General features: G+C 69.8%; 23 protein-coding genes and 1 pseudogene. 17 read left to right on the top strand and 7 right to left on the bottom strand.

The features are described from left to right. The first annotated feature begins 207 nt into the window (after positions 1 to 207). Complete coding sequence (gene cutA / locus IE225_RS18055; RefSeq protein ID WP_190058581.1) at positions 208 to 543, top strand: divalent-cation tolerance protein CutA; 336 nt, start codon at positions 208 to 210, stop codon at positions 541 to 543. Positions 544 to 547: 4 nt separating this feature from the next. Here the strand turns inward: cutA and IE225_RS18060 are convergent, their stop codons facing one another. Further along, on the bottom strand, positions 548 to 1,789 hold the full coding sequence (locus IE225_RS18060; RefSeq protein ID WP_190058582.1) for a helix-turn-helix domain-containing protein: 1,242 nt from the start codon (positions 1,787 to 1,789) through the stop codon (positions 548 to 550). Positions 1,790 to 1,918: 129 nt separating this feature from the next. On the opposite strand from IE225_RS18060, the gene IE225_RS18065 reads away from it, so the two are divergent. The 8 genes from IE225_RS18065 to IE225_RS18100 all read left to right on the top strand — a co-directional run bounded on the left by IE225_RS18065 (position 1,919) and on the right by IE225_RS18100 (position 10,872). Next, the gene (locus tag IE225_RS18065) at positions 1,919 to 2,380 is read left to right on the top strand and encodes an ATP-binding protein (protein ID WP_190058583.1); all 462 of its coding nucleotides are present in this window, start codon (positions 1,919 to 1,921) and stop codon (positions 2,378 to 2,380) included. A 432-nt stretch (positions 2,381 to 2,812) separates the two neighbouring features. Further along, entirely contained in the window at positions 2,813 to 4,060 is a 1,248-nt protein-coding gene (locus tag IE225_RS18070; RefSeq protein WP_190058584.1) for a class I SAM-dependent methyltransferase, read from the top strand. 126 nt (positions 4,061 to 4,186) lie between these two features. After that, positions 4,187 to 4,903, top strand: coding sequence for a uracil-DNA glycosylase family protein (locus tag IE225_RS18075; protein WP_190058585.1), 717 nt, complete (start codon positions 4,187 to 4,189; stop codon positions 4,901 to 4,903). A 93-nt stretch (positions 4,904 to 4,996) separates the two neighbouring features. Next, the gene (locus IE225_RS18080; RefSeq protein WP_190058586.1) at positions 4,997 to 5,773 is read left to right on the top strand and encodes a nucleoside 2-deoxyribosyltransferase; all 777 of its coding nucleotides are present in this window, start codon (positions 4,997 to 4,999) and stop codon (positions 5,771 to 5,773) included. Positions 5,774 to 5,937: 164 nt separating this feature from the next. Next, entirely contained in the window at positions 5,938 to 7,722 is a 1,785-nt protein-coding gene (locus tag IE225_RS18085; RefSeq protein ID WP_268250002.1) for an AMP-binding protein, read from the top strand. Further along, positions 7,719 to 8,852 (top strand): beta-ketoacyl synthase N-terminal-like domain-containing protein, encoded by a 1,134-nt coding sequence (locus IE225_RS18090; protein WP_190058587.1) that lies wholly within the window; start codon positions 7,719 to 7,721, stop codon positions 8,850 to 8,852. The genes IE225_RS18085 and IE225_RS18090 overlap by 4 nt, the downstream gene beginning before the upstream one ends. Further along, positions 8,849 to 9,874, top strand: a complete 1,026-nt coding sequence (locus tag IE225_RS18095; RefSeq protein WP_190058588.1) for a beta-ketoacyl synthase N-terminal-like domain-containing protein — start codon at positions 8,849 to 8,851, stop codon at positions 9,872 to 9,874. Before IE225_RS18090 ends, IE225_RS18095 begins: the two co-directional genes overlap by 4 nt. Continuing rightward, positions 9,871 to 10,872: an alpha/beta fold hydrolase gene (locus IE225_RS18100; RefSeq protein ID WP_190058589.1), complete on the top strand. Its 1,002-nt coding sequence runs from the start codon at positions 9,871 to 9,873 to the stop codon at positions 10,870 to 10,872. The genes IE225_RS18095 and IE225_RS18100 overlap by 4 nt, the downstream gene beginning before the upstream one ends. A 77-nt stretch (positions 10,873 to 10,949) precedes the next feature. Here IE225_RS18100 and IE225_RS18105 read toward each other — a convergent pair whose 3' ends face one another. After that, entirely contained in the window at positions 10,950 to 11,339 is a 390-nt protein-coding gene (locus tag IE225_RS18105; RefSeq protein ID WP_190058590.1) for a hypothetical protein, read from the bottom strand. Between the two features lie 358 nt (positions 11,340 to 11,697). Between IE225_RS18105 and IE225_RS18110 the strand changes: the two genes are divergently transcribed. The 8 genes and pseudogenes from IE225_RS18110 to pdxH all read left to right on the top strand — a co-directional run bounded on the left by IE225_RS18110 (position 11,698) and on the right by pdxH (position 18,733). Continuing rightward, positions 11,698 to 12,063, top strand: a complete 366-nt coding sequence (locus tag IE225_RS18110; protein ID WP_190058591.1) for a hypothetical protein — start codon at positions 11,698 to 11,700, stop codon at positions 12,061 to 12,063. A 46-nt stretch (positions 12,064 to 12,109) separates the two neighbouring features. After that, positions 12,110 to 13,231: a phosphotransferase gene (locus IE225_RS18115; RefSeq protein WP_229879664.1), complete on the top strand. Its 1,122-nt coding sequence runs from the start codon at positions 12,110 to 12,112 to the stop codon at positions 13,229 to 13,231. A gap of 288 nt (positions 13,232 to 13,519) precedes the next feature. After that, a pseudogene (locus IE225_RS33775) lies at positions 13,520 to 13,816 on the top strand (methyltransferase, FxLD system); the annotation flags it as partial. Positions 13,817 to 13,880: 64 nt separating this feature from the next. Beyond that, a complete protein-coding gene (locus tag IE225_RS18120; RefSeq protein ID WP_268250003.1) occupies positions 13,881 to 14,756 on the top strand; it encodes a class I SAM-dependent methyltransferase in 876 nt (291 codons plus the stop codon). Positions 14,757 to 14,760: 4 nt separating this feature from the next. Further along, complete coding sequence (locus tag IE225_RS18125; protein ID WP_229879665.1) at positions 14,761 to 15,930, top strand: hypothetical protein; 1,170 nt, start codon at positions 14,761 to 14,763, stop codon at positions 15,928 to 15,930. 265 nt (positions 15,931 to 16,195) lie between these two features. Further along, positions 16,196 to 17,362: an ATP-grasp peptide maturase system methyltransferase gene (tgmC, locus tag IE225_RS18130; protein WP_190058592.1), complete on the top strand. Its 1,167-nt coding sequence runs from the start codon at positions 16,196 to 16,198 to the stop codon at positions 17,360 to 17,362. A 74-nt stretch (positions 17,363 to 17,436) separates the two neighbouring features. After that, positions 17,437 to 17,742 carry a DUF6087 family protein gene (locus tag IE225_RS18135; protein WP_190058593.1) on the top strand — a complete coding sequence of 102 codons (306 nt, stop codon included), beginning with the start codon at positions 17,437 to 17,439 and terminating at the stop codon, positions 17,740 to 17,742. A 298-nt stretch (positions 17,743 to 18,040) separates the two neighbouring features. Continuing rightward, the gene (gene pdxH / locus IE225_RS18140) at positions 18,041 to 18,733 is read left to right on the top strand and encodes a pyridoxamine 5'-phosphate oxidase (RefSeq protein ID WP_229879667.1); all 693 of its coding nucleotides are present in this window, start codon (positions 18,041 to 18,043) and stop codon (positions 18,731 to 18,733) included. 139 nt (positions 18,734 to 18,872) lie between these two features. On the opposite strand, the gene IE225_RS18145 is transcribed toward pdxH, so the two are convergent. From IE225_RS18145 to IE225_RS18165, 5 genes are read right to left on the bottom strand one after another with little or no spacing between them, the layout of a single operon-like run. Next, positions 18,873 to 19,586, bottom strand: a complete 714-nt coding sequence (locus IE225_RS18145) for a TetR/AcrR family transcriptional regulator (protein WP_190058595.1) — start codon at positions 19,584 to 19,586, stop codon at positions 18,873 to 18,875. Continuing rightward, a complete protein-coding gene (locus tag IE225_RS18150) occupies positions 19,574 to 20,320 on the bottom strand; it encodes an enoyl-CoA hydratase family protein (protein WP_190058596.1) in 747 nt (248 codons plus the stop codon). The genes IE225_RS18145 and IE225_RS18150 overlap by 13 nt, the downstream gene beginning before the upstream one ends. Further along, positions 20,317 to 21,885 (bottom strand): 4-coumarate--CoA ligase family protein, encoded by a 1,569-nt coding sequence (locus IE225_RS18155; protein ID WP_190058597.1) that lies wholly within the window; start codon positions 21,883 to 21,885, stop codon positions 20,317 to 20,319. Before IE225_RS18155 ends, IE225_RS18150 begins: the two co-directional genes overlap by 4 nt. Positions 21,886 to 21,943: 58 nt before the next feature. Further along, complete coding sequence (locus tag IE225_RS18160) at positions 21,944 to 23,104, bottom strand: acyl-CoA dehydrogenase family protein (protein WP_190058598.1); 1,161 nt, start codon at positions 23,102 to 23,104, stop codon at positions 21,944 to 21,946. After that, positions 23,101 to 25,029: an acetyl/propionyl/methylcrotonyl-CoA carboxylase subunit alpha gene (locus IE225_RS18165; RefSeq protein WP_190058599.1), complete on the bottom strand. Its 1,929-nt coding sequence runs from the start codon at positions 25,027 to 25,029 to the stop codon at positions 23,101 to 23,103. The genes IE225_RS18160 and IE225_RS18165 overlap by 4 nt, the downstream gene beginning before the upstream one ends. Positions 25,030 to 25,036 lie beyond the last annotated feature (7 nt).

Consider the following 25,036-nt stretch of genomic DNA (forward strand, 5'->3'; position numbering starts at 1 on the left):
GGGCCCTGGCCGCCAGGCGGCTGGGTCCCTTGTCGTGTCCATGCCGGAGGGGCGTGCGATGATCCTCCGTCGTGGGGAGATGCACCTGGGGGAAGGCGGCCAGCACGCTGGTCCTGGCCGCGACCGTGGCAACCGTGAGCGGCTGAAGCAGCTCGAACGACGACAGCTGGGTAGTGTCGTCATACACCGACCTGGAAGGGCAGTTGCATGGCCAGCGAGATCGTGATTGCGCAGACGACCATTGACGACGAGGAGCAGGCGAAGGCCCTCGCTCGCGGGGCGGTCGAGAACCGGTTGGCCGCCTGCGCCCACATCGACCAGCCGTTCACCGCGGTGTATCGCTGGAAGGGTGCCATCGAGACCGCTCAGGAGTGGCGGGTGTCGTACAAGACGACCACAGATCGGCTTCCGCAGCTGGAGGCCTGGATCGCCGAACAGCACAGTTATGAGGTCCCGGAGTGGATCACTCTCCCCGTGACCGGCGGATCCGAGGCCTACCTGAAGTGGGTGGTCGAAGAGTCCTCACCGCGGTCCACTAAGTGACTTCTCACGCCGCGAACTGCTGAAGACGTCGGGCGAGTTCGTGTTCACTGGCCGGAAGCTGTGCTGCAACGGCCCGTGCGCGGGCTCGCCCCATGGTGGTCGGTCGGGCATCGCTCGCTGCGGCGAACTGGCGTGACACATAGACGCCCTGCTCTACGTCTCCCCCGCGCAAGAGTGCGGATGCCAAGTCGCCCAGCACGACAACGCCCGCTTCCGGTAGCTCCCTGCCCAGACGATCCACCGCATGGTCCGCGGTTTCGTTCAGCTCCGGCCTTCCAAGTTGCCCATACACCGATAGCGCCAGGGAGTCGATCCGGTAGGGGGTTACGAAACGCACCCAGGCCTGCTCGGCGGTGTGATCGGCGAAGTCGTACGCGAAGCGGGCGCGGTCCATGGCACGGAGAGCGTTTGTGCCGTCGCCGGCACTCGCAGCTTCTTCCGCGAGCCTGCCGTATATCCAGGCAGCGGCAGCCGCGTTGCCCGGGCCTCGCACTCCCTTGGCGGCTTGGGCCAACAGCTCGGCGGCCTTCTCAGGGGTGGCCGCTCCATAGCTTGCATAGGCCAGGGCCAGGGCCCGCAAGGGTGGGTGTCCAGCAGCCTCCGCGCACTCCATGGTGACCTTGTAGTAGGCGTGTGCCCGAGGATGGTCTCCCAAGTCCCATGCGGCCCATCCCGCCAGGGCTGCCGTCTCCCCGGCCGCGATCGTCAGCTTCCGTTCGTTCTCACCGGCTCGCGGTAGCGCGGCCGTGATCGCGTCAAGGTGTGCCTCAACCTCGCTCTGTAGATCCTGTGCTGTCCGGTGCCCCTCACTCATGTGCAGGAAGCACGCACGATCGACGAGAGTGTCGGCAGCATCCGAGTCGATCTTCCTCCCCTTGCCGATGGCATGCGCGAGACGTTCCCACGGCTCGGCAGCGGCGGCTGCGCCAACGACGGCACCTCCAAGCAGCGTGCGGCGTTTCACGTCGTCTTGGTCCTCCTCCTCACGGCGGGCCTTCCTCCGCCTGGCGCGGGCGGCTGCGGCCTCCCGCTGCAAGTGTTCAGGGGGTAAGCCGCAGGCCACCGCGATGTGCGCAAGCGTGTGGTTCGTCGGGATGTTCTCGCCGTGCTCGTAGCGGTTGATCTCTCGCCGGGTCATGGTTTCCCGACCTGAGACAGCGTTGATGGCGTCTGCCTGCTGCTCCTGCGTCCGCCCTGTGCGTTTGCGGAGTCGAAGAAGCAGCTCAGCGAACTCGTCCGTTTCCATGAGTGTGACCTCGTCTTTGGGTGGAAACCAATCATGACCCCAACTTCCCCCTTAGTTTTCCCCCTTGACAGGTTTTTCCCCCTCTGTTTTCCCCTGGCAGAGCGCTCGGACTCGCGAAACGGTGAGTCCATGACCACGATCCGTAAGGGGCCGTGCCTGACTCGCGGCTTCACGGCGGTCTTCACGCCGAAGGAGACCCGCGTCAGCCAGATGCGCAAGGTCACCCGCGCGCATATGCCGCTGTGGGGTGTACGGGGCCGACTGGCCGAAGACATCGTGCTCGCTGTGTCCGAACTGGTTACCAACGCCATCCAGCACGGCAAGGGAGACGTCGCGCTGAGCGTTCGGTACGACGACCCCGAACTCCGGATCGAGGTCACCGACGGCAACCCGGCCCCCGCCGAAATACAAACCCCTGGCGCCGACGAGGAGTCAGGCCGTGGTCTGTTCCTCGTCGCCGCCCTCTCCCAGAACTGGGGCGTCAGCGACGACGGCAGGAAGACGTGGTGCACCTTCCGTGTTCCTCGCGCCAGCGGCCCCGGCGCCATCCCGCACCCCAACCACATGACAGTCCACGCCGGGCGGAGGTAGCGCACAATGACCAGCAGGGCGATACAGGTAGAGCAGAGCCGCCAGTCTGCCTGAAGCACGCCCGGGTGGCGGCCGGCCGCTGCCCGCGGCTCAAGAGCAAGGGCCACGTCGCGCTCCTGGCGACTCGATTCCCCCTGTACGGGGTGATCGGCCACGCGTACCAGTACGGCGAAAACGGCATCCAGGCCCTCTCGGACATGGATTCCCCCATCCCCTACAGCCACCCCCAGATAGGCATGTTCCTGGCTTCCCAGCTAGTCCGCGAACTGCGGGAGTACAGGGTCGTCAACCTGGACGATCTTGACCCCGCCGCTTAGACGGCCGCCCGGCGGTCCTGATGTGACGGTCGGACCGTCGGGCGGTTCTCCAGCATTTGTGTCGACCCCCGAGACCCCCCGTGCGTGCCGCGCAAGGTGAGAAATGGAGGCCCAGATGAGCCCGAACAGCACCTATTGGATGAGCTACGCCATTGGCATCGCACAAAGGGCGCCACAATCAGGTCGGCGGGTCGGCGTTGCGCTCGTTTCTGAACACGACGAGTTGATCTGCTCCGCCTTCGAGGGCGAAGTACGCGGCGCATCCTGGTCTCGCACTCTGCAGCGCAAGATGCAAGCACTCGGAACATCCAGCGCGCACAGCGTCTATCTGACGATCAACACCCTGTCGGCGGCTGGGTCGTTCGAACTGGCCGAGCTCTTGAGCGACGTGCGGATCGACACGGTGTACGTCGGTCTGCCGGACCCCGCGCTGACGAACTACCTCAGTGGCGATCCCGTCACCGAGCGAGGCCATGTACTCCGCTTCCCCGACGATCTTCAGCGCCAGATCCTTGACCAGAACCGAAACCTGTATGCGGCGAGCGAGCAGAGCATCGAGTGCAACCCCCACTACTCCACCCATCGCATTAGCGAAGCCGTCTGCACCAGGCTGATGTCGATGGGCTTCCCACTGACCAGGAGCGACGTCAACGCGCACCGGGGGAGGGTTGCGCTCGCCTCTCTCATCTGCAAGAGGTACGGGACCGAGTACAAAGAGGCGGACAGCGCCGTAGGCGATGCACTGGCCGCAGCGTTCGACGCGAAATACGGCACCTACGACTACGCGTACGACGCTCGCGCCGCCAACGAGGGATGGGCCGACGACTTCATGGCGGTTTACAGGAGGTCATCCACAAGGTCCCTGACTGCCGTCAGCATCCTCAACGTCGGCGTTGGTGCCGGCCACGAAGCGGCGGCCCTGTTCTCCGACTGCCCGCGGATCACCTTCGCCGATATCGCGGAAAGCGGCCTCGCGAACATAAGCGGACGCATTCCCTTATCGAGAACCGTCGTCTCCAGCGCCGAAGACCTGTCCGCCCTGCCGGACGACAGTTTCGATCTGTATGTCTCATTGAGGACGTACAACTCGTCATTCTTCGACACGTCAGCAGCGGCCTCGGAGGCGCACAGAGTACTGAAGCCCGGTGCGGCGATTATCGTCTCAGTGGCCAACGGATTTCTGTACACTCAGCGGGGCTGCGTCGTGCCGGGACTGGTCATCCCCGGCACTGAATTCGTCGACCTCTATCGCGGGATGGACACCGCCGATCTAATTGGTGCGGAGCTCGACGGCGCTGGATTCAAAGATGTTCGAATGTTCCCAACAAGTACCGAGATTTACCTTTCGGCGGTCGCCGCCTAACGGTGCCACCGCCCTCCGGCCGGCCGCGGTCGCGACGTTCCGCCAGTTCCGCGGGAAGGCTGGATCGCAGACAGTCGGGGCGACCGGTCGGTCTGGAGCGACCAGCATGAAGAAAGGACTTCTGCAATGAACGGGCGAACGACCGTCGCCGATCGGATCCTGCAGTTCAACGAGGAACTCGCGGAGACGACGCTTGAACTGCCGCCCGGATTCGCGGTCATCAACCCGTTCAGCGGCCCCCAGAAGGAGCGCGTCCGCGAGGTGACGACTGCGTTCTACCGCAAGTACTACGACGACGACAGGCCGCGCCGTCTGGTGCTGGGGAGCTCGCCCGCCCGACGGGGCACGGCCGTGACCGGGGTCCCGTTCGAAGACGCCAAGCTCCTCGAAAGCGAAACGGGAGTCGATGTCGACGGCTATGCGGTGAGCCGGCCCTCCGCCGGATTCCTGCACGATGTCATCAGGCGCTACGGGGGCCGCGAAAGGTTCTACGCCGACTTCGTCATGAGCTTTGTCTGCCCTCTCGGCCTGGTGAGAACAAACCCCCAGGGAAGAGAGGTCAACTGCAACTACTACGAGAACAAGAAGCTGCTGGAACTTCTGAACTCTTTCCTCATGAAATCCCTGGAGCGCCAGCTGACATTCGGAATCGACGCCTCGGTGTGCTACTGCATCGGCAGCGGCGAGAACTTCTCGTTCCTCTCGAAAGTGAACGAGAGCCAGCGCTTCTTCAAAAAGATCGTGCCCTTGGAACACCCGCGCTTCATCACGCAATACAACGGGGCGAGAAAAGAAGAATTCGCCGAGAAGTACCTCAGTGCTCTGCGCAGAGACGGCGACTAGCTGTGCCGCCCTGCGCAGCGCATCCCTCGGCTGACTCCCCGCAGGCTGAGGGCTCCCAACGCGAGGATCGAGAAGAAGGAGAACAGCACAGTGGTGACAAAAGGCAGGGTCCTGGTCCACTTCGGCTCGGAACGCGTCAGCGTCTACCGCCACCAGAGCGGCGAGCTGAGCCTGCTCACGAGGGAGCGGCTTCCGTTCGGAGCCGGCCTCGCCGGCGAGGCGCTGGCGGACAGCGTCAGCGAGTTCTGCGCCGGGCTCAAGGAGTTCACCGAGGTCGTCGACAACAAGAACACGCGAGTGCACGCCACCGGGGTCTTCCAGCAGCTCCCACAGCCGGAAGCGAACGCGCTGGTCAACAGCGTCTACGTCGACACGGGCCTCTACTTCAACATCGTGGGGCCCGAGCTGGAGCAGTTCTACCTGGACACGGGCATGTCCGCATGCGGTTCGTACGACATGGTGGAAGGCCTGATCCGGAGGGAGTTCCGGACGGCAGTCGTCTGCGGCAGCTTCCAGCAGTCCCTGGGGGACATCGAGGGCACCATCACCCAGCTGCGCGAAACCGGCACCGAGGTTCTCAGCCCCCGCAGCACCAGGATCAAGCCGGAAACCGAGGGCACCGGCTTCATCCTCTTCGACTACCAGGACTTGCTGAAGAACGAACGCGACACGTGGCGACACAAGTACGTGCACATGGACGCGTTCCGGCAAGCCGACGCTGTCATCGTGTGCAACCCGGGCGGTCGCGTCGGAAGCGGCACCGTCTTCGAGCTCGGCTTCATGTCCGCGCTGTCCAAGAGGGTCATCTTCACGGAGGAGCCCCTGGGCGTGTCTGTCTCCTTCCCCTGCGAGGTGGGCCTGGGCGCCTGAGCCCAACCCGCTGAGGACTGCCGCACCCCACCCGGTTCCCGCATCTTCACCCAGAACGCGTCTCGGTGAACGGCACAGTCCCCGGAAGCAGGTCGCCTGCTCGTCCTCTCTATCCACTCCGATCCCGCTTCTCGGCTACGAAGATACGGAAAGGACTCCCGCCGGTGGAACCCATCGATATAACGCGCGACAGGCTGCGAGAGATCGTGGCGTCTGTCCTTGAGGTGGAAAAGGAAGCCATCGAGCCTGGTGCCCAGTTCTATGAGGAACTCGGCATGAGCTCCTTGGAGAAGGCCCAGGTCGTGGTCGCGGTCGAGCGCGAGTTCGGAGCCCTGTCCGCGCAGGAAGCGGCAGCCTTCACCAGTCTGGACGCCGCGGTGGCCGTGCTCGGCGAGCGGGCGAGGAGCCTCCAGGGTGTCGACCTGATCGACCGCCTGGTGGCGGGCCATGTCTCCGCCGGCCGGGGTGACCGGGCCAGCTACCTCGACCCCCAGGTCGGGGAGATCACCTACGCGGGCCTCCTGGAGGCAGCACGCGGGTATGCGGGCGCCCTGCAGGCCGCAGGAGTACCCGAGGGCGCCCGCGGGCTCCTGGTCGCCGACGACTCCGTGGCGACCGTGGTCGCCGTCCTCGGCTTGTGGTGGCACGGCTGCGTCCCCGTGGTGATCAGTCCGGTGCTCACGGACGACGAAGTCCGCTACGTCGCCGCCGACTGCGCCGCCGCGATGGTGCACCTAGACGCGGCCTCCGCGCGGCAACGCGCCCTGGAGGAGCTGTTCACCACGACCCCCCGGTTCGCCGGCGCCGACGTCCGCGCTGCACTGGCGACGGCCGAGCCCGGCCCCGCACACCGCCCGGAGAAAGCTGGGTCCCCGGCCGCGTGGAGTGCGGGGCGTGAGGCGCTCGTGCAGTACACCTCCGGAAGCACCGGCATGCCCAAGGGGGTGCGGCACTCGGCGGGTGCGATCGCGGCCATGGCCGACGGCATCGGCACGGTACTGTCGCTGACGCCTGAGGACACCGTGCTGTCCAGCGCCCGGATGTCCTTCGGCTACGGCTTCGGCAGCTCCGTCCTGTGCCCCCTGGCAGCCGGCGCCCGCATCGCGCTCATCCGCGGCACGGTCGACGCTCACTCGCTCGCCGCCGCGATGCAGCGCCACCGACCCACCGTGCTGTTCTCCGTCCCCCGGCTGTACGCGGCGCTGCTGAACGCCCCCGGGACGGCGCTCGTCTCCGACTGCGTCGACTCCGTGCGGCTGTGCGTGGCGGCGGGCGAGAATCTGCCGGGCCCGCTCAGCGAGCGGATCCGCGCCGCCTTCCAGGCCGAGCTGCTCAACGGCCTCGGCGCTACCGAAGTGCTCTACATCGTCGTCGGCACCCCGCCAGGGGAAAACCGTCCGGGGACCTTCGGGGTCCCGGTGCCGGGGATCACCGCGACCGTTCGCGCCGCGGACGGCACGCCCGTCGCCGACGGTGAGGAGGGCCGGCTGCACATCGCCGGCCCGACCGTCGCCCTCGGCTACATCGGTCGGCCGGAGGCCGCAGCGGTCACCTTCGCCGACGGCGGCGCCTACACCGGCGATGTGGTGCGCCGTGCGCCGGACGGCACGTTCACCCATCTGTGCCGCGCCGATGACATGCTCAACCTGGGCGGCTACAAGGTCGTTCCCAGTGAGATCGAGAGCGTCGTCCGCGGTGTCGACGGGGTCCAGGACTGCGTGGTGGTCGGCAGCCGCGATGCCGATGGCCTGGAGCAGGCCGTGGCGTATCTGGTGGCCCGGCCGGGATCCGACGAGGCCGTGGTGCGGCGCGCGGTGACCGCCGCGATCCGTGGCGGTCTCGCCGCCTACAAGCGGCCCGCCCGTCTGGAATTCCTGGACGAGCTGCCGACCACGTCGACCGGCAAGGTCGCCGCCTTCGAGCTGAGGAAGGCGGCTGCCCAAACGTGACCTGGGACATCACGGGCATGGCGGCCCTCGCCAACATCGGCGCCACCCCCGGGGAGATCTTCGCCGCGCTGTGCGCGGGCCATGAGAGCCGCAAGCCCCTGAAGACGTTCGACTCGGGCAAGTACCGGGCGGCCTACGCCTACGAGATCGACGACCGGCCCGAGGGCGGCGACATACCGCGGCGCGCCACCCGCTGGCTGACCACCGTCGTCCGCCAGGCGGCCGCCGACGCGGGCCTGGGCGAGGACCTGGCCCAGGTACCCGTGCTGGTCGGTACGACCATGCGTGAGCAGCGCAGCCTCGAACTGTGGTGGCGCGACGACGCGGAAGTCGCTCTCGAAGACCTGCACTTCGGCACCGCCCTGAAGGCGGCCTTCGGGGCGTCCACCACGTACACCTTCGCCAACGCCTGCTCCGCTTCGCTGTACGCGCTCGGCATGGCCACCGACATGATCGAGCTCGGCATGGCCGACACGGTCGTCGTCGCGGGCACCGACGCCGCCACCGAGAGCGGCTTCGGCACGCTCGACCGGGTACAGAACGACATCCCCGACGCGCTGCGCCCCTTCGACACCACGCACAAGGGCATGCTGATGGGTGAGGGCGCGGCGGCCGTCGTCGTCCAGCGCCCCGGCACCGGGAACAGGCCCGTGCACGCCCGGGTGCGCGGTGTGTCCATGAACTGCGACGCTCACCACGCCACCGCGCCCGACCCCGACGGCATCACCCATGCGGTGCGGGACGCCTACAGCAGAGCAGGGGTGCGGGCGCAGGACATCGACTTGGTGATGCTGCACGGCAGCGGCACCCCTCGCAACGACCTGACGGAGTCGAGCGTCCTGCGCCACATCTTCCACGGCGCCGGAGCCGGTCCGATCATGACCGCCATCAAGGCGATGACCGGCCACACCCTGGGCGGTTCGGGACTGCTCAGCCTCGTGATGGCGCTGCTCGCCATGAAGGAAGGGACGGTACCCCCGGTCCTGGGCCTCGCCGATCCGATCCCCGAGGCCGCAGGACTGGGCCTGGTGCAGGGCTCCCCCGCCGCTGGCGCCGTGACCATCGCTCAGATCGACGCGTTCGGTTTCGGAGGGATCAACGCCGTCGCGATCGTGGAGGCAGCCCGATGAACGCGACGAGCACCACGCACACGAGGAGGGGGCCGAACGCCCGGGAGGTCGTCGTCACGGGCATCGGCTTGGCGCTGCCCGGAGTCGCGACGTACGGCGACCTCCTCGGACCGCTACCGGGGGAGGGCGGCTTCGACCCGGTCACCGGACTCACCGGACGCGAGCTGCGCCACAAGGACCGTGCCTCGCGGCTCGCCCTGCGCGCCGCTGAGTTCGCCCTCCACGACGCCGGTCTGACCGACGCCGCCAGCATGTTCACGGGCGCGGCCGAGGCGACCGCCGTCGTGGTCAGCACCAACCTGGGCAACGCGGACAGCGTCTGCGAAGCCACCGACACCATCGCCCGAGCAGGAGTCATGGGCCTCAGCCCCTTGGGCCTGCCCCAGACCTCAAGCAACGTCATCGCCGGCTGGGTGGCCATCCGCTACCGTCTGCGCGGCCCCAACCTCACCGTCTGCAACGGCGCCACGAGCGGTCTGGATGCCCTGGCCTGGGCCCGGAACCTCATCGTGGCCGGGCGCGCCGACGCAGCCGTCGTCGTCGGCGTCGAACCCGCCAACGACGTGGTGACGAAGGTCTTCGGCGAGCAGTCCACCGACGCAGCGATTGCGGTCGTACTGGAACCCGCGGATGCAGCCGCCTCACGGGGCGCACGGCCACGCGCCACGATCACCGGCTACGCACGGGCCCGGAACCTCACCGCGGCGCTGGCCTCCACCGGCGTGACCGAGGAGGGGCCCGTCGGACTGTGGCTCGCGGACGAGGCGGGTGCCGCGGAGGCCGGGGCGGGACATCTGCTCGCAGCCCCGCGCCGGATCGACCTGGAATCCCAGCTCGGCCCGCTGTCCGGGGCGCTCGGCGTTCTGCAGTGCGCTGCTGCGGCTGCCCACCTGGAGAGCGGCGCCACCGGCAACGCCCTCGCCACGGCCGGCGGCCCACGCCACGACGCGACGGCCGCCCTGCTGTTGACCCCGTCGTCGGCCACTCGCCCATCCACGCAGGAACGAGGACAACACCCATGACCACGACGAGCGTGACGATCGAGGAGCTCCGCGCCCTGATAGCCGGCGTACTGGAGACCGAGCCCGAGGAGGTCACCGACGATGCGCACTTCGTCCACGAGCTCGACATCGACTCGCTGCTGATGCTGGAGGTCTCGACTCGCGTGGAGACCGCGTACGGCGTTCCGGAGAACGCCGTGGCCGCCAGCGGCGCCACCACGCTCACGGAGCTGCACGCCTTCCTCGCCTCGAAGCTCACCCGCGAGACGTCGCCTTCCCCGCTCATCCGGCCCAGGCCGCTGAGCGAACCAGCGGCGCGCCTGTTCCTGCTCCACCACGCCGGTGGCTCACACCTGCTCTACCGGGGCTGGACGGAGCACTTCCCCGAGGACTGGGAACTCTGCCTCCTGGAGGCCCCCGGCCGAGGCAACCTCCAGGCCCTGCCGCTGATCGACGACTGCGACCGGCTGGTCGACTACTTCCACACCGCCATCGCACCACTGCTCGACCGGCCCTTCGGGTTCTTCGGCCACAGCATGGGCGCACTGATCGCCTACCAGCTCACCCGCCGACTCCTGCGCCAGGGGGAACCGCTCCCCACCTGGCTGGGCGTGTCCGCCTACGGCGCCCCGCAAGGCGAAGCCGACGCCGCCAGCAGCCCTCACCTGATGGCCGATGACGAACTACGCACCTGGCTGCGGAGCGGCGGCGGCAGCCCCCCGCAGCTCCTCGACAACGACGACGTCTGGCGCAAGTTCGCCCCGATGTTCCGCAGCGACTTCAAACTCGTGGACACCTGGACTCCACCCCGCAGCCCCGAGCCGCTGCCCGTTCCGCTGTCGGTATTCGCGGGCGTGCACGACAAGCTGATCGGCGAGGACCGGCTCCTTGCCTGGCAAGCGCTCACGACGAACTTCCGCGGACTCGAGAGGTACGAGGGCGACCACTTTTACCTGATGAACCACCAGCAGCCTCTCGCTGCCGCCATCACGGCCGCGATGCGCTCCGCCGCCCCGTGAGCTCGCTCTCACCACCACGCCACCCGCCAGGTGATCAATCCCAAGGGGGTGCCCGCGGAGGGTGCGGGGGTGGTCCCTCAGGCGTCGGGGTCGACTTCGGGATGCGTGAACCGCACGGGCTTGCCCAGCGACCGGGCGTAGGCGATCTCGGCTCGGGTGCTGTCTCCGATGTAGTCGCCGACCACGAGCACCTCATCAGCGAGCAGGATCTTCGACCGGTGCAGCTCGTCGAGCCGAACCTTCAGCGCCTCAGCCTCGACATGATCGGACCAAAGCTCGTGCGGCGACTTCAGGTCGCAACCCGGCTTGACGACAATCCGTCCAGCCATGGTCTCCCGCAGATCGGCCTCGGCCATCTCGGCCATGAAACGAGTAGAGCCGCAGATCGCGACGATATGCGGGAAGCTCAGCAGCTTCTTTGCATCAGCGAGCTTCTCCTCGGGGGTGATCAGCTGCGGGGACGACACTGCTTCCTCCTGGCGGTCTGGCCCGAGGGGTGCTTGCGGAGACAAGAACGAAGGCGTCCAAGATCGCCTCACGACGAACATCATGGCCACCCTCGCGCCAGCACTCTATGCGACGAGCACCCCGACCTGGTGCCGTGGCGCCCGCCGGTCGGCCTTACGCCCCGCCTGAGCGAGATCGAACTGATCACCCTCCATGAAAAGCCGGCGTCGCTTACCGCGTTCACCCCCTCGATCAGCCGAGTCACGCGCCCAGGGGGCGCGGTGTCGACTTGGTCGGCCGGTCCCCTTCCGGCAGCTGGTGGAGGTGCCGGATCGGGCTCGGGTACTGCGACAACTCGAACGAGGGAGGCGCAACCAGATGACCGCCTTGACGGAGCGTCCGTCGGCGATCTTGCAGCCCCGCTGCACCCGGCGTGGCCCGCCGCAGTTCGCTGAGCACCTGGTGGCCACGGTCCGGGCCTGGGACCGTCATGTGCGCGCCGAGGACAACCGCCAGTACGTCGATCCGATCCTGACGGTCCATCCGGCCGGCAGGCCCGACGAGCAGGTGCCTCCAGGCGACCTCCTGGACAAGGAACATGGCCGCCTGGTGATCCGGTGGCCCGGACGTGAGGCCCAGCGGGTCGCGCTCGGCCAGCTGCTGCAGAGGTGTCCACCCCACGTTCACCCCGCCATCGCCCGCCGGGCCGAGTACCTCACCGGCACCCCCGTGGCCGAGTCCTGATCGACCCGACCACCTACCGCCCGCTCATCATCTGACCATTACCGCTGTGCGCTTCGACGAGGAGACCATGTCCACCGCATCTCACCAGCCCGCCACCAAGCCCGTCGCCGCGCCGTCCACACCCGGCCGCACTGCGGAGGGGGAGCAGCTCATGGCGATCGCCGACACGCTGGTGCTCGCGTACGGACTGCACCCGGCAGAAATAGCGCGAATCCCGGAGGGCACCTCGACGGACAACTTCGCGGTAGTGGACCAGACGGGCCGTCGGCACTTCGTCAAGGTCTATCGCACTCGAGATAACTTGGCTCTGGAGCGGACGTCGGTTGAACTGTCCGAGTACGCCGCCGACGGAGGTGTCGCGACCGCACGGGCAACCCGCACGCGCGAGCACGAACTCATCGCGACCCATGGCCGCCTGCCGATGTCACTGTGGTCGTACGTGCCACACACCGAGACTGCCGAGGGCACCCTGACCGGTGCGCGTTGGGCAGCGGCCGGCGCTGCGATGGGCCGTCTCCACAGCCGACTCGCCACTCACCCCGCCGCCACGCCCACCCTGGAACCTGGTGCCGCGGTGTGCGACGTGGCCGCCGCACGTGACCGCTTCGAGAGACTGATTCTCGCGTTCCAGAACATGCCCAGGCTCGGGGAGTTCGAGACATGGGCGCTGCAGGCGGCGCGTGAGCGGCAAGCCGTCTTGGGGGACGTCGAGCGCATCCTCGCTTCGCTTCCACAGCTGACGGTCCAGGTCATGCACGGCGACATGGCCGGTCCCAACGTCCTGCTGAAGAAGGACGATGTCGCCGCGTTCGTGGACTTCGGACCACCCACACCTGGGTACCTCGCCTGGGAGATCGTGCGTCTTGGCTGTGACCCCAAGAGCTGTGTGGCCAACGGTGGTGAGAGGTGGCTCAAGGGATACACCGATCTTGCCCTCGCCTATCGAGACGCCAACCCCAAGGCGCCCGTGGACGACCTTTTGTCCTCGCTTCGTGTCGGCTGTGCAGCCATGCTCTGCGCGGCCTTTCCGTTGTCGGCACCAGTGGAACGACCGCACCTCGTCGACGCCGCACTTGAGTCCTACGCGCGGGCACGGCATGAGGCAGCTCTGATGCTGCTGGACCGGCTACCTGTCTTGGAGGAGGCCCTGCGTGACACTCTTCGCTGAGTTCATGACCCTCACGGCCGGCATAACTCACGCAAGCCGCAGGCCCGGACAGCGAACTCGACTGTCCGGGCCTGCTGTAGCAGCAGGACGCTCAGGGCCGGCCGAGGGCGCGGAGGCCTGCGCGCGGTGCTCGCTCATCACGCGATCTTCGCCTTCAACCGTGCTGGAGTGCCTGCCGTCGAGCAGGCCGCTACCGCGTGGCTTGGCTGTCAAGTTGCCTTCCCCGAAAGGGGTGCGGCCGACGTGCCTACCCACAAGTCCACTTCCCAGGAACCTAACCTGACACCAATGGAGACGACCCTGAATTCCGTCACTGACCCCGCCGAACTGCGCGAAGCGCTCGTGAACCGCCTCATCGAAAGCGGCCACCTGCGCACTCCCGAGGTCATCGCCGCCTTCCGGGCCACCGAGCGCCACCAGTTCCTCCCCGGCGTCAACCTTCAGACCGCGTACCTCAACGACGCCGTGCCCATCAAGCACGACGAGACCGGCGAGATGATCTCCTGCATCTCGGCACCCAATATCGTCGCCATCCAGTTGGAGCAGATGGGGGCCCAGCCCGGCCACAGGGTCCTGGAAGCCGGGGCAGCTACCGGCTACAACGCGGCGCTGCTCGGACACCTCGTGGCCCCCGGCGGGCACGTGTGGAATGGACGTCGACCAGGACCTCATCGACGGCGCCCAGAAGAACCTCGCGCAGGCCGGGGCCACGAACGTGACCGCGGTGCTGGGCGACGGTGCGGCCGGCCTTCCCGAGCACGCTCCATTCGACCGCATTCAGTTCACGGTTGGTGCCGGCGATGTTCCGGTGAGGATTCTCGACCAGCTCGCCCCCGGCGGACGACTCGTCCTCCCGATGCGTATCCGGGGCAGCATCTCGCGGTCTTTCGCCTTCGAGCGGGACGGTGACACCTGGAAGACGGTCTCCTGTGAGATGGCGACCTTCGTACCTCTGCGCAAGGGCGTCTGCGACGACATCTACACCCTCGTCCGCCATGAGGGGGAGGGCAACGTCCACCTGGAGACCTTCAGCGAGCAGGAGGTGGACCGCGAGGCGATGCGCACCGTCCTGGATCAGCCTCAGGCCACGGTCTACACCGACGTGAAGTTCCGCAAGGGCGACCCTTGGGAGTGGCTGTACCTGTACTTGGCCTCGGTGCTGCCCAACGGCCTGTCCCGCATGCCCGGTGCACGCCCCGGCTTCAACCCACACTTCGGCTGGGGCTCCATGGCCGCGCTCGACGGCGACACCCTGGCCTACCTGACCGTCCGCGAGGGCGAGGACGAGCAGGGCAAGTACTGGCAGATCGGCGTCATCGGCCACGGCTCGCGAGCCGCAGAACTCACCGATCAGGTCGCGACTGAGATCGGCGAGTGGCACCACGGCTGGGGCAACGACGCGCCGGAGCCGGTATTCCGCATGGCCGTCGGCGATGCGCGCACCCAACTGACCGCTGCCGACCCGCGCTTCGTCATCGACAAGAAGTACAGCCGTCTCGTCGTTGACTGGCCGCGTAAGGGCTGAGCCGATGATCCCCTCGATAGCCAGCCGCATCCCGCTGGTCCGCCGAGCCAAGAAGCCGGCGCTGCCGCTGGACGACCGCATCACCCTTCTTGACCGGCTGGCTGTCGAGCCCGCTGGTGCGAGCCACCGCGATCTGGTGGCCCGCGCCTGCGGGGTCCTCAACTACGCCGCGCTGATCGCCTCCGACGTCGGGATGCCCGACCTCGCGGCCGACCTGTCCTGGAGACAGCACGGGGTATTCGCCGAAGCCGGGAACCTCTCGGGGGACATCACCGTGATGTCGCTCATGCCCTTGATCAACATCTCCCGGCTACTGACCCGCGAGGGCGACGGCGAAGCCGCCTACGACGTACTCACGCGGCTGTACCGAGCCGCACAGAAGCGCAGCACGGCCGAGGTCCGCGGCCACACCGTCGATCTGTCGAAGTTGATCGACACCGAGGCAGACCACCGGAGGATTTGCCAGGAGCTGTGGGTCACCGTGCTCGTGGACGGCGCCAGGGCCCTGGCACGGATCGGCCGCTGGACAGAAGCCGCGGAAGCCCTGACCGCGCACCGCGGCGTCGGCAACCGACTCCTCGACGGACGCCAAATCCAGATCATGTCGCTGATGGAACGCGGCCTCGACCAGCAGGCCCGCGACACCATCGAGGCAACCACTCCCAAGGAACCATGGGAGAACACCGTCGCGGCCTTCCTGTGTATCTACTGCCGGCCTGCGGCCGACCCCGTGCCAGAGGCGGAGCTGGACCTCGCCCTGCAGGGGGCGCTCGCGTTGATCACGTCGCCCGACCCCGAGGTCACGGCGTTCCAGGCCCGAGTGGGACTGACCGCGCTTGAACTGGCTCCCGACCACACCAGTCCCCACGCCGCACGCCTCCGCGACGCCCTCGCCGATGTGGCCAGCCACGACGCCTACGCTGCCCGCGAAGTCCTGGACCACCACGCGACCCGCCCCCACCTGACCGACGATCAGAGACACCGCCTCGATGTTCTACTCACCGCATCGGGACTCGGCGCAGGAAACCTACCCCAAGCTCACATGCATGCCCTCTCCGAAGCCGTGGACAAAGCCGAAGCTGCGCTCCGCGAACTTCTGAACGGGCAAGAGACAGCCGGTGTAACGCCTTCCGCGGTCACACCATCCATAGGAGCGCGTCACCAAGCTCGCTGATCTCCGTGGTGAGCGTGACCTGTAACAGATCAAGGCCGTTGACGTTCGGGGAGTAAAGGGGGTTGCGCCTTACGTCAACCCCGCAGCGCGCTCCGAAGGAACGGTGGCTACCGCGACAGCTCCCCTTTCGCTCGCCAACGGCCGGTCACACCTGCAGGAAAACCTGCTCTCGTGGCTCCAGCCCGAAGTGACGGCTCCCCGCGGCTGATGGCTCGCCCGCCGGAGAGGAGGCAAGACCCGTCGGCCCGTCACGAGGAGGCACCCCGTGATCGATACCGCGCCCGAGCGGCGCGCCCTCGCTGATCGGCTGGAGAAAGCCGGCGTTCTCAAGACGCCCGGCTGGCGAGCCGCAGTGGAGGCCGTGCCGCGTGAGATGTTCCTTCACCCCGGTGTCTTCCTGCCCGTGAGCGGTGGCCGCTGGCGCCCGGTCACAGCAGTCGGAACCGACCCGGCGGAGTGGGTGCGGATCGCCTACAGCGATCAGTCCCTCACCACCCAGCTCGACGGACACCTCACCGCTGACCAGGTGAGCGACCTCGTGACGGGCGTACCCACGTCCTCGTCCACCACGCCGATCACGGTCGTAGACATGATCGAGAGCTTGGACGTGGAGGACGGGCACCACGTACTGGAGATCGGCACGGGAACCGGCTACTCCTCCGCCCTGATGTGCCATCGTCTCGGCGAGGACAACGTGACCACGGTCGAGGTGGACCCTGACGTGGCCGCGCGTGCGGATGCGGCACTGGAAGCCGCCGGATTCTCGACATGGACCGTGACCGGCGACGGACTGCTCGGACACCCCCACCGGGCTCCCTACGACCGAGTGGTGGCGACGTGCGCTGTTCGCCGCATCCCCTACACCTGGATCCGGCAGACGAAGCCCGGCGGGATCGTCCTGGCCACCATCGGCTCGTGGCCCTACGGCACGGGACTGGCGAAGGTCACCGTGGGCGAGGACGGCACCGCGGAAGGCCAGATCATCAGCCGATCCTCGTTCATGCAGGCTCGTTCCCAAGCCGTAGTGCCACTCGCCGGCGATCTGTCCGCTCGGACCGCCTTCGCCGACAGCGAGCGCACGACCCTGCTGCCGCCGACCCTGCTGGACGAGTGGATGCCCGCCTTCCTCGCCCAACTCACCGCCCCCGATGCGCATCTCGTCCGCGCCACCACGAGTGAGGGGCTCGGCCTCCGGTATCTCTTCGCTCCCGAGCGCGAGTCGTTCGCCGAGTTCACCCCGGACGGCGACGGCTGGACCGTGCGGCAGGGAGGGCCGGCGGCCCTGTGGGACACCATCGAGAAGTCACTCGCCGCGTGGCGGGACGCGGGGAGTCCCGACATCACCGAGGTACGGCTCCAGATCACCGACAGGTCCCACACGTACTGGATCGAAGGACGTCCTTCGCTGCGCTGGGAGCACCGCCTGGCCTGAGCGGCACCGGCTCGATCAGGCCCTCTGCCCCAGTACCCTCCTGGGAGGGCAGCCCCGGACCGTGAGGAAGAGGCATGGACGACGAATCGCTGGCGGAGTGGGCGGAGCGCCGTGACGCGAAGATCGGGCGGCTCCGTGCGGTGCCCCTTGTCTCCGGTGACGGCCCCAGCGGCGCACATCTGCACCCGGAAGCCGCCCGTGCCATCCAGCGATGGAACGGTCATGCGTGGGAACCGTACGGCCTCGCGTCCAACTTGGCCGAAGCCAAGAGGATCATGTACCCCGAAGTCGACCAGCCCCAGGCGGTGCCGGCACCAGGGCACAGGCCACTCGGCGCGGGCACGGGAAAGCACAGGAAGCCGCCGACGAAGTCGGGCTGACGACCACGCTCCCTGTCGCCCCGCTCGTCCACGCCCTGCCCCGTGGCGGAGGGGCGGGGTCTTTCCGTGTCCGGTGCCGGTCACCACCGGCCCGCGGGCCAACGCGCGAAGCGGAAGATTCCCGTCCCGCCGAAGAACGCCCGGGTCGTCCCCGGCAGGACCCTCCAGCGTCGCGGCATCGATGCCTACCGTCTCCGGAGTCTCCCGCCCCGCCCGCCGACCACGCGACGCCACCGCCGCCCGCTGTGGAGCGGCGGCGGGCGGCGGGTGCCGGGCTCCGGGCGAGCGCGTCGCGCGCGTGGGGCAAGATGACGGCGTGAACGACCGACACTCCGTGCCCGCCGTCCCCGATCCGGCCGCGATGCGCAAGCACTACCGGGCGGAGGGGCTGTCCGAGTCCGATCTCGCCGCGACGCCGGTGGAGCAGTTCGCGCGCTGGTTCAAACAGGCCGCGACGGAGGGCGGGCTGTTCGAGCCGAACGCGATGATCGTGTCCACGGCGGACGCCGAGGGCCGGCCCAGTTCCCGGACGGTGCTGCTGAAGGGGTTCGACGAGCGGGGGTTCGTGTTCTACACGAACTACGAGTCCCGCAAGGGCCGTGAGCTGGCGGTGAACCCGTACGTGTCGCTGCTGTTCCCGTGGCACGCGATGGCACGGCAGGTGATCGTGCAGGGGGTGGCGCACCGCACCGGGCGGGACGAGACGGCGGCGTACTTCCGCACCCGGCCGCACGGGTCGCAGCTCGGGGCGTGGGCGAGCACCCAGTCGTCGGTGATCGCGAGCCGGGACGCGCTGGACGCGGCGTACGCGGACCTCGAGGCGCGCTACCCGGAGGGCGAGCAGGTGCCGGTGCCGCCGCACTGGGGCGGGTTCCGGGTGGTGCCGTCGACGGTGGAGTTCTGGCAGGGGCGGGAGAACCGGCTGCACGACCGGCTGCGGTACGTGGCGGAGCCGGGCGGAGGCTGGCGGGTGGAGCGGCTCAGCCCTTGAGGGAGCCGGGCCGTGGGCTGCGGGCCGCAGGCTGAGGGCTGAGGGCTGAGGGCAGCAGGCCCCGGCGCTCGGTGCACCGGACCGTCGGTCCGTCGGTCCGTCGGTCCGCCAACCCACCGGTCCACCGGTTCGCCGGTCCTCAGTCCCCCTCGTCTCTTCGGTCTCTCCGGCTTCCCTGGCCTCTCCAGTCCCCCTGATCCCCTTGATCCCGCTGCTCCCCCCGCGCGTCCAGCACGCCCTCGACAATGCGCGTCCACTGGTCCACCACCCGCTCGCGGCGGGCGCGGTCGTCGGTGAGGAGGGTGGCCAGGCCGAGGCCGCGGGCCATGTCGAGCAGGCCCTGGACGGTCTCGCGGACGCCGGGGCGGCTCTCGTCGGCGCCCAGCAGTTCGACCGCGATGCGGTGGGCCTCGCGGCCGACGCGGGTCTCCAGTTCGGTGACGCGGGGGCGGAGCTGGTCCTCGTTGGAGGCGGCGACCCACAGGTGGAGGGCGGCGCGGAAGAGGGGGCCGGTGTAGAGGCCGACGAGGGCGGCGACGACGGCGCGGCGGTCGCCGCGGGGGGTGCCCTGCGGGCGGGGAGTGCCCTGCGGGAAGAGGGCGCGCAGGGCGTGGGAGCGCTGTTCGGCGACGTACTCGACGGCGGCGGTGAAGAGGTCCTCGCGGGTGGGGAAGTGGTGCTGGGCGGCGCCGCGGGAGACGCCGGCGCGTTCGGCGACGACGGCGACGGTGGAGCCGGCCCAGCCGTGCTCGGCGAGGCAGTCGACGGCGGCCTGGAGCAGCCGTTGCCGGGTGACGCGGCTGCGGTCCTGCTTGGGGACGCGGTCGCGTTCCGCCGTGCTCACACCACCCATGCCGGATCCCGTCGTTCGAGGAAGGCCGTCATCCCCTCGCGGGCGTGCGGGGAGGAGAACAGCCGGGCCGAGAGCGCGGTGAGGTCGGCCGCGTCCCGGTCGAATGTCTCCAGCACCTTAGCCGTGAGCAGTCGTTTCGTCGCGGCCAGGGCCTCGGGTGCGCTGCGCCGCAGGCCGTCCAGGACGGGGTCGAGTACGGCGTCCACGTCGTCGCCCGCGGCGGTCAGCAGGCCGGTGCGGACGGCCTCGGCGGCGTCGAAGCGTTCGCCGGTGAGGTAGTAGCGGGCCAGGGCGCGGGGGTCGGCGCGGGGCAGGACGGTGAGGGAGACGACGGCGGGGGCGACGCCGATGCGGGTCTCGGTGAAGGCGAAGGTGGCCCGGTGGGAGGCGGCGGCGAGGTCGCAGGCGGCGAGCAGGCCGAGGCCGCCGGCGCGGACGTGGCCGGTGACGCGGGCGACGACGGGCCGGGGCAGTTCGACGATCTGCCGCAGCAGCGCGACCAGGGCGTCGGGGTCGGGCGGGTCGGTCAGGTCGGCGCCGGCGCTGAAGGTGGTGCCGGTGTGGGTGAGGAGGACCGCGCGGACGCCGGGGTCCCGCGCGCAGTCGGCGAGGGCGTCGGCCAGGTCGGCGACGAGGGCCGCGGAGAGGGCGTTGCGGCGGGCGGGCGCGTCGAGGGTGAGGGTCTGCACGCCGCGGGCGCGGGTGCGGCGGACGAGCGGGTCGCGGCCGGTCACGCGTGCTCCCGGAGCCGTCGCCGGAGGATCTTGCCGGAGGCGGCCCGCGGCACCGCGTCGATGAAGGTGACCCGCCGGACGCGTTTGTAGGGGGCGACGCGTTCGGCGACGTGCATCATGATCTCTCCGGCGGTCAGGTCCGCGGCGGTGGGCCGGCGGACGACGTAGGCGTGCGGGATCTCGTTGCCGTCGTCGTCGCGGGTGCCGACGACGGCGGCGTCGGCGATGCCGGGGTGGGCGAGCAGGAGGGCCTCGAGTTCGGCGGGGGCGACCTGGAAGCCCTTGTACTTGATGAGTTCCTTGACGCGGTCGACGACGAACAGCCAGCCCTCGGCGTCGACGTACCCGACGTCGCCGGTGTGCAGCCAGCCGTCGGGGTCGATCATGGCGGCGGTGGCGTCGGGGCGGCCCAGGTAGCCCTTCATGACCTGGGGGCCGCGGATGAGGATCTCGCCGGCCTCGCCGGGGCCGAGGTCGTGGTCGGGGTCGTCGAGGGCGACGATGCGCATCTCGGTGCCGGCGATGAGTTTGCCGACGGTGCCGGGGGGCGCGGTGTGCAGGGCGTCGAGGGGGACGACGTGGGTGCCGGGGGACAGTTCGGTCATGCCGTAGGCCTGGCCGATGGGCGGGACGCCCAGGCGCTCGGAGCAGGCGGCGGCCAGGCGGGCGTCGAGGGGTGCGGCGGCGCTGACGACGTACCGCAGCGACGACAGGTCGTACGTGGTGACCAGCGGGTGCTTGGCGAGGGTGAGGACGATCGGCGGGGCCACGTACAGGCCGGTGATGCGGTGGCGCTCGATGGCGGCGAGGAACGTCTCCACCTCGAAGCGGGGCAGGACGACGACGGTGGCGCCCGTGCGCAGGGGCGCGTTCATCAGCGCGGTCAGCCCGTAGATGTGGAAGAACGGCAGCACCGCGAGGATGCGGTCGCCGGGGCCGGCGGTGATCGCGGATTCGAGCTGGGCGAGGTTGGTGGCGATCTGCCGGTGGGTGAGCATCACGCCCTTGGGTGTGCCGGTGGTGCCCGAGGAGTACGGCAGCGCGGCCACGTCCCGCGCCGGGTCGACGGCGACGGCCGGTTCGGGCGCGGTGCAGGCGAGCAGGTCGATCAGCGACCGGTGTCCGGGCGCGGTGTCGCACACGAGGATCTCCCGGACGCCGCCCGCGCTCCGCGCGGCCCGGCGCGCGGTCTCCAGCAGCGGGGAGACGGTGATGATCCAGCGGGCGGCGGAGTCGGCGAGCTGCCGGGCGAACTCCTCGGCGGTGGCCAGCGGGTGCACGGTGGTGACCGAGGCGCCGGCGCGGGTGGCGGCGTAGAACGCGATCGGGAAGAACACCGTGTTGGGGCTGTGCAGGGCGAGCACGTCGCCCTTCGCCACCCCGGCCTCGGCGAGCGCGGCGGCGACGCGCCGGTGGAAGCGGTCCACCTGCTCGTAGCTCAGGGTGGTGCCGTCGGTGCCGTCGACGAGTGCGGGGGTGTCCGCGAACCGGGCGGCGTGGCCGAGGACGGCGTCGTGGATGGGCAGGTCTACGGGCGGAACGTCTGCGTACTCGCTGCGGAACACGGTTCCTCCTCGCGCGCCTCGGGCGCGGCCGGCAGGGCGGTGATCAGTACGACTTGGGTCAGTACGACTTGGGCAGGCCGAGGGTCTGGTGGGAGACGTAGTTGAGGATCATCTCCCGGCTCACCGGGGCGATACGGGCCACGCGGGCCGCCGTGACCAGTGAGGCGAGGCCGAACTCGCGGGTGAGGCCGTTGCCGCCGAGGGTGTGCACGGCCTGGTCGACGGCCCGCACGCAGGCCTCCCCCGCCGCGTACTTGGCCATGTTGGCGGCCTCGCCGGCGCCCGCGTCGTCCCCCGCGTCGTACAGGTGCGCCGCCTTCTGCATCATCAGGCGGGCCAGTTCCAGGTCGATGTGCGCCTGCGCGAGCGGGTGGGCGATGGCCTGGTGGGCGCCGATGGGGGTGTTCCAGACGGTGCGTTCGCGCGCGTACCGCACGGCCCGGGACAGCGCGTGGCGGCCCATGCCGATCGCGAAGGCGGCCGTCATGATCCGCTCGGGGTTGAGTCCGGCGAAGAGCTGCAGCAGTCCGGCGTCCTCGTCGCCGACGAGCGCCTCGGCGGGCAGCCGTACGTCGTCCAGGGTCAGCTCGAACTGCTTCTCCGCGGCGTGCAGTTCCATGTCGATCCGGCGGCGTGTGAAGCCCCGCGCGTCCCGCGGGACGATGAACAGGCAGGGCTTGAGCCGTCCGGTGCGGGCGTCGGCGGTGCGGCCCACGATCAGGGTGGCGTCGGCGATGTCGACGCCGGAGACGAACACCTTGCGCCCGGTCAGCAGCCAGTCGGTGCCGTCGCGGCGGGCGGTGGTGGTGATGCGGTGGGAGTTGGAGCCGGCGTCGGGTTCGGTGATGCCGAAGGCCATGAGGCGGGTGCCGTCGGCCAGGCCGGGCAGCCACCGCCGTTTCTGCTCCTCGGTGCCGAAGCGGGCGATGACCGTGCCGCAGATCGCCGGGGAGACGATCATCATCAGCAACGGGCAGCCGGCGGCGCCGAGTTCCTCCAGGACGAGGGACAGCTCCGTGATGCCGCCGCCCCCGCCTCCGTACTCCTGCGGCAGGTTGACGCCGAGGTAGCCCAACTTGGCCGCCTCCAGCCACAGTTCACTGGGCCAGGTTCCCTCGGCGGCGACGCGGGTGGCGTAGTCGCGGCCGTAGCGCCTGCCGAGCGCGGCCACCGCGCCGCGCAGGGCCTTGTGCTCCTCGGGCTCGACGAGCGTGGTCATGGGGCTCCTTCCTCCACTTCCTGCACGACTTCCTCCATGGCTTCCTCCACGGCTTCCTCCACGACGGCCAGCAGCGCGCCGACCTCGACCTGCTGTCCCGGGGTCACCGGGAGGGCCGTGAGGGTCCCCGTGACCGGTGCCGCGACGCGGTGCTGCATCTTCATCGCCTCGAGCCACACCAGCGGTTCGCCGGCCCGGACCCGCGCTCCGGCGGCGAGGCCGTCGGCGATCCGGACGACCGTGCCGGGCATCGGGGCCAGCAGCGAGCCCGGGGCCTGCTGGTCGGCCGGGTCGGGGAAGCGAGGCAGGGCGGTGAGGGCGGTGGTGCCGGCCCACACCCGGTCGCCGTGGCGGAAGACGTCGTAGGCGCGCCGGACGCCGGCCACGTCCAGGACGACCCGATGCGCGTCGGCCGACACCACCCGCACGCCGTCCACGCCGTCCACGCCATGCATGCCGTCCATGCCGTCGGGTGCGAGGCCGGTGCGCGTGTGCCGGTAGCGCACCTCGTGCTCCTCGCCGGCCATCAGGTACCGCTTGACCTGCGGCTGGGAGGGCAGGTTGCGCCAGCCGCCGAAGCGGGAGCGGCCGCAGGCGTCGGCGAGGGCGGCGGCCAGGGGCGCGTACGGGTCGGGCCGCGGGGCGGTGAGGGCGGCGAGGTGACGGTCGTAGAAGCCGGTGTCCATGCGGCCGGAGGTGAACTCCTCGTGCCGCAGGGAGCGTACGAGGAGGTCCCGGTTGGTGACCGGGCCGTGGATCGCGGCCCGCTCCAGCGCGTCGGCGAGCGCGCGGACCGCCTCCGCGCGGGTGGGGGCGTGGGCGACGACCTTGGCGACGAGCGGGTCGTAGTGGACGCCGATCTCGTCGCCGTCGGCGTAGCCGGTGTCGAGGCGGACGGCGCCGGGCACGGCGAGGCGGTGCAGGGTGCCGGTCTGCGGGGCCCAGTCGCGGGCGGGGTCCTCGGCGTACAGGCGGGCCTCGACCGCGTGGCCCCGCGCGCGCGGCGGCTCGGGCTCCAGGGCGTGGCCCTCGGCGACGCGCACCTGCCAGGCGACCAGGTCCAGGCCGTGCACGGCCTCGGTGACGGGGTGTTCGACCTGCAGGCGGGTGTTCATCTCCAAAAAGTGGGCGCGGCCGCCGGCGACGAGGAACTCGACGGTGCCGGCGCCGGTGTAGTCGACGGCGCGGGCGGCGCGCACGGCCGTGTCGTACAGCTCGGCGCGCAGCTCCTCGGTGAGGCCGGGGGCCGGGGCCTCCTCGATCACCTTCTGGTGGCGGCGCTGCAGGGAGCAGTCGCGGGTGCCCAGGGCCCACACGGTGCCGTGGGTGTCGGCGAGGATCTGCACCTCGACGTGCCGGCCGCCCTCCAGGTAGGGCTCGACGAAGACCTCGCCGTCGCCGAAGGCGCTCTCCGCCTCCGCGCGGGCGGCGGCCAGTTCGGCGTCCAGGTCGGCCAGTCGCCGCACGACGCGCATGCCGCGCCCGCCGCCGCCCGCGGCCGCCTTGACCAGCACCGGCAGGTCGGCCTCGGTGACCTCGCGCAGGGGCTTGATGCCGAGCAGCTCCTTGGCGCGGGTCTTGGACGCCATGACCTCGATGGCGTGCGGGGGCGGCCCGACCCAGGTCAGGCCCGCCTGGCGCACGGCGCGGGCGAAGCCGGCGTGCTCGGCGAGGAAGCCGTAGCCGGGGTGCACGGCGTCGGCGCCGGCCGTGAGCGCCGCGGCGACGACCAGGTCGCCGCGCAGGTACGTCTCGGCGGGCGCCGCGCCCGGCAGTCGTACGGCCGTGTCGGCCAGGCGCGTGTGCAGGGCGCCGGCGTCGGCGTCGGAGAACACGGCGACCGTGCGGATGCCCAGCTCGCGGCAGGTGCGGAAGATGCGGCAGGCGATCTCGCCCCGGTTGGCGACGAGGAGTGTCGTGATCACGTGGGTT

The organism is Streptomyces echinoruber (assembly GCF_014651135.1).
Lineage (GTDB): Bacteria > Actinomycetota > Actinomycetes > Streptomycetales > Streptomycetaceae > Streptomyces > Streptomyces echinoruber.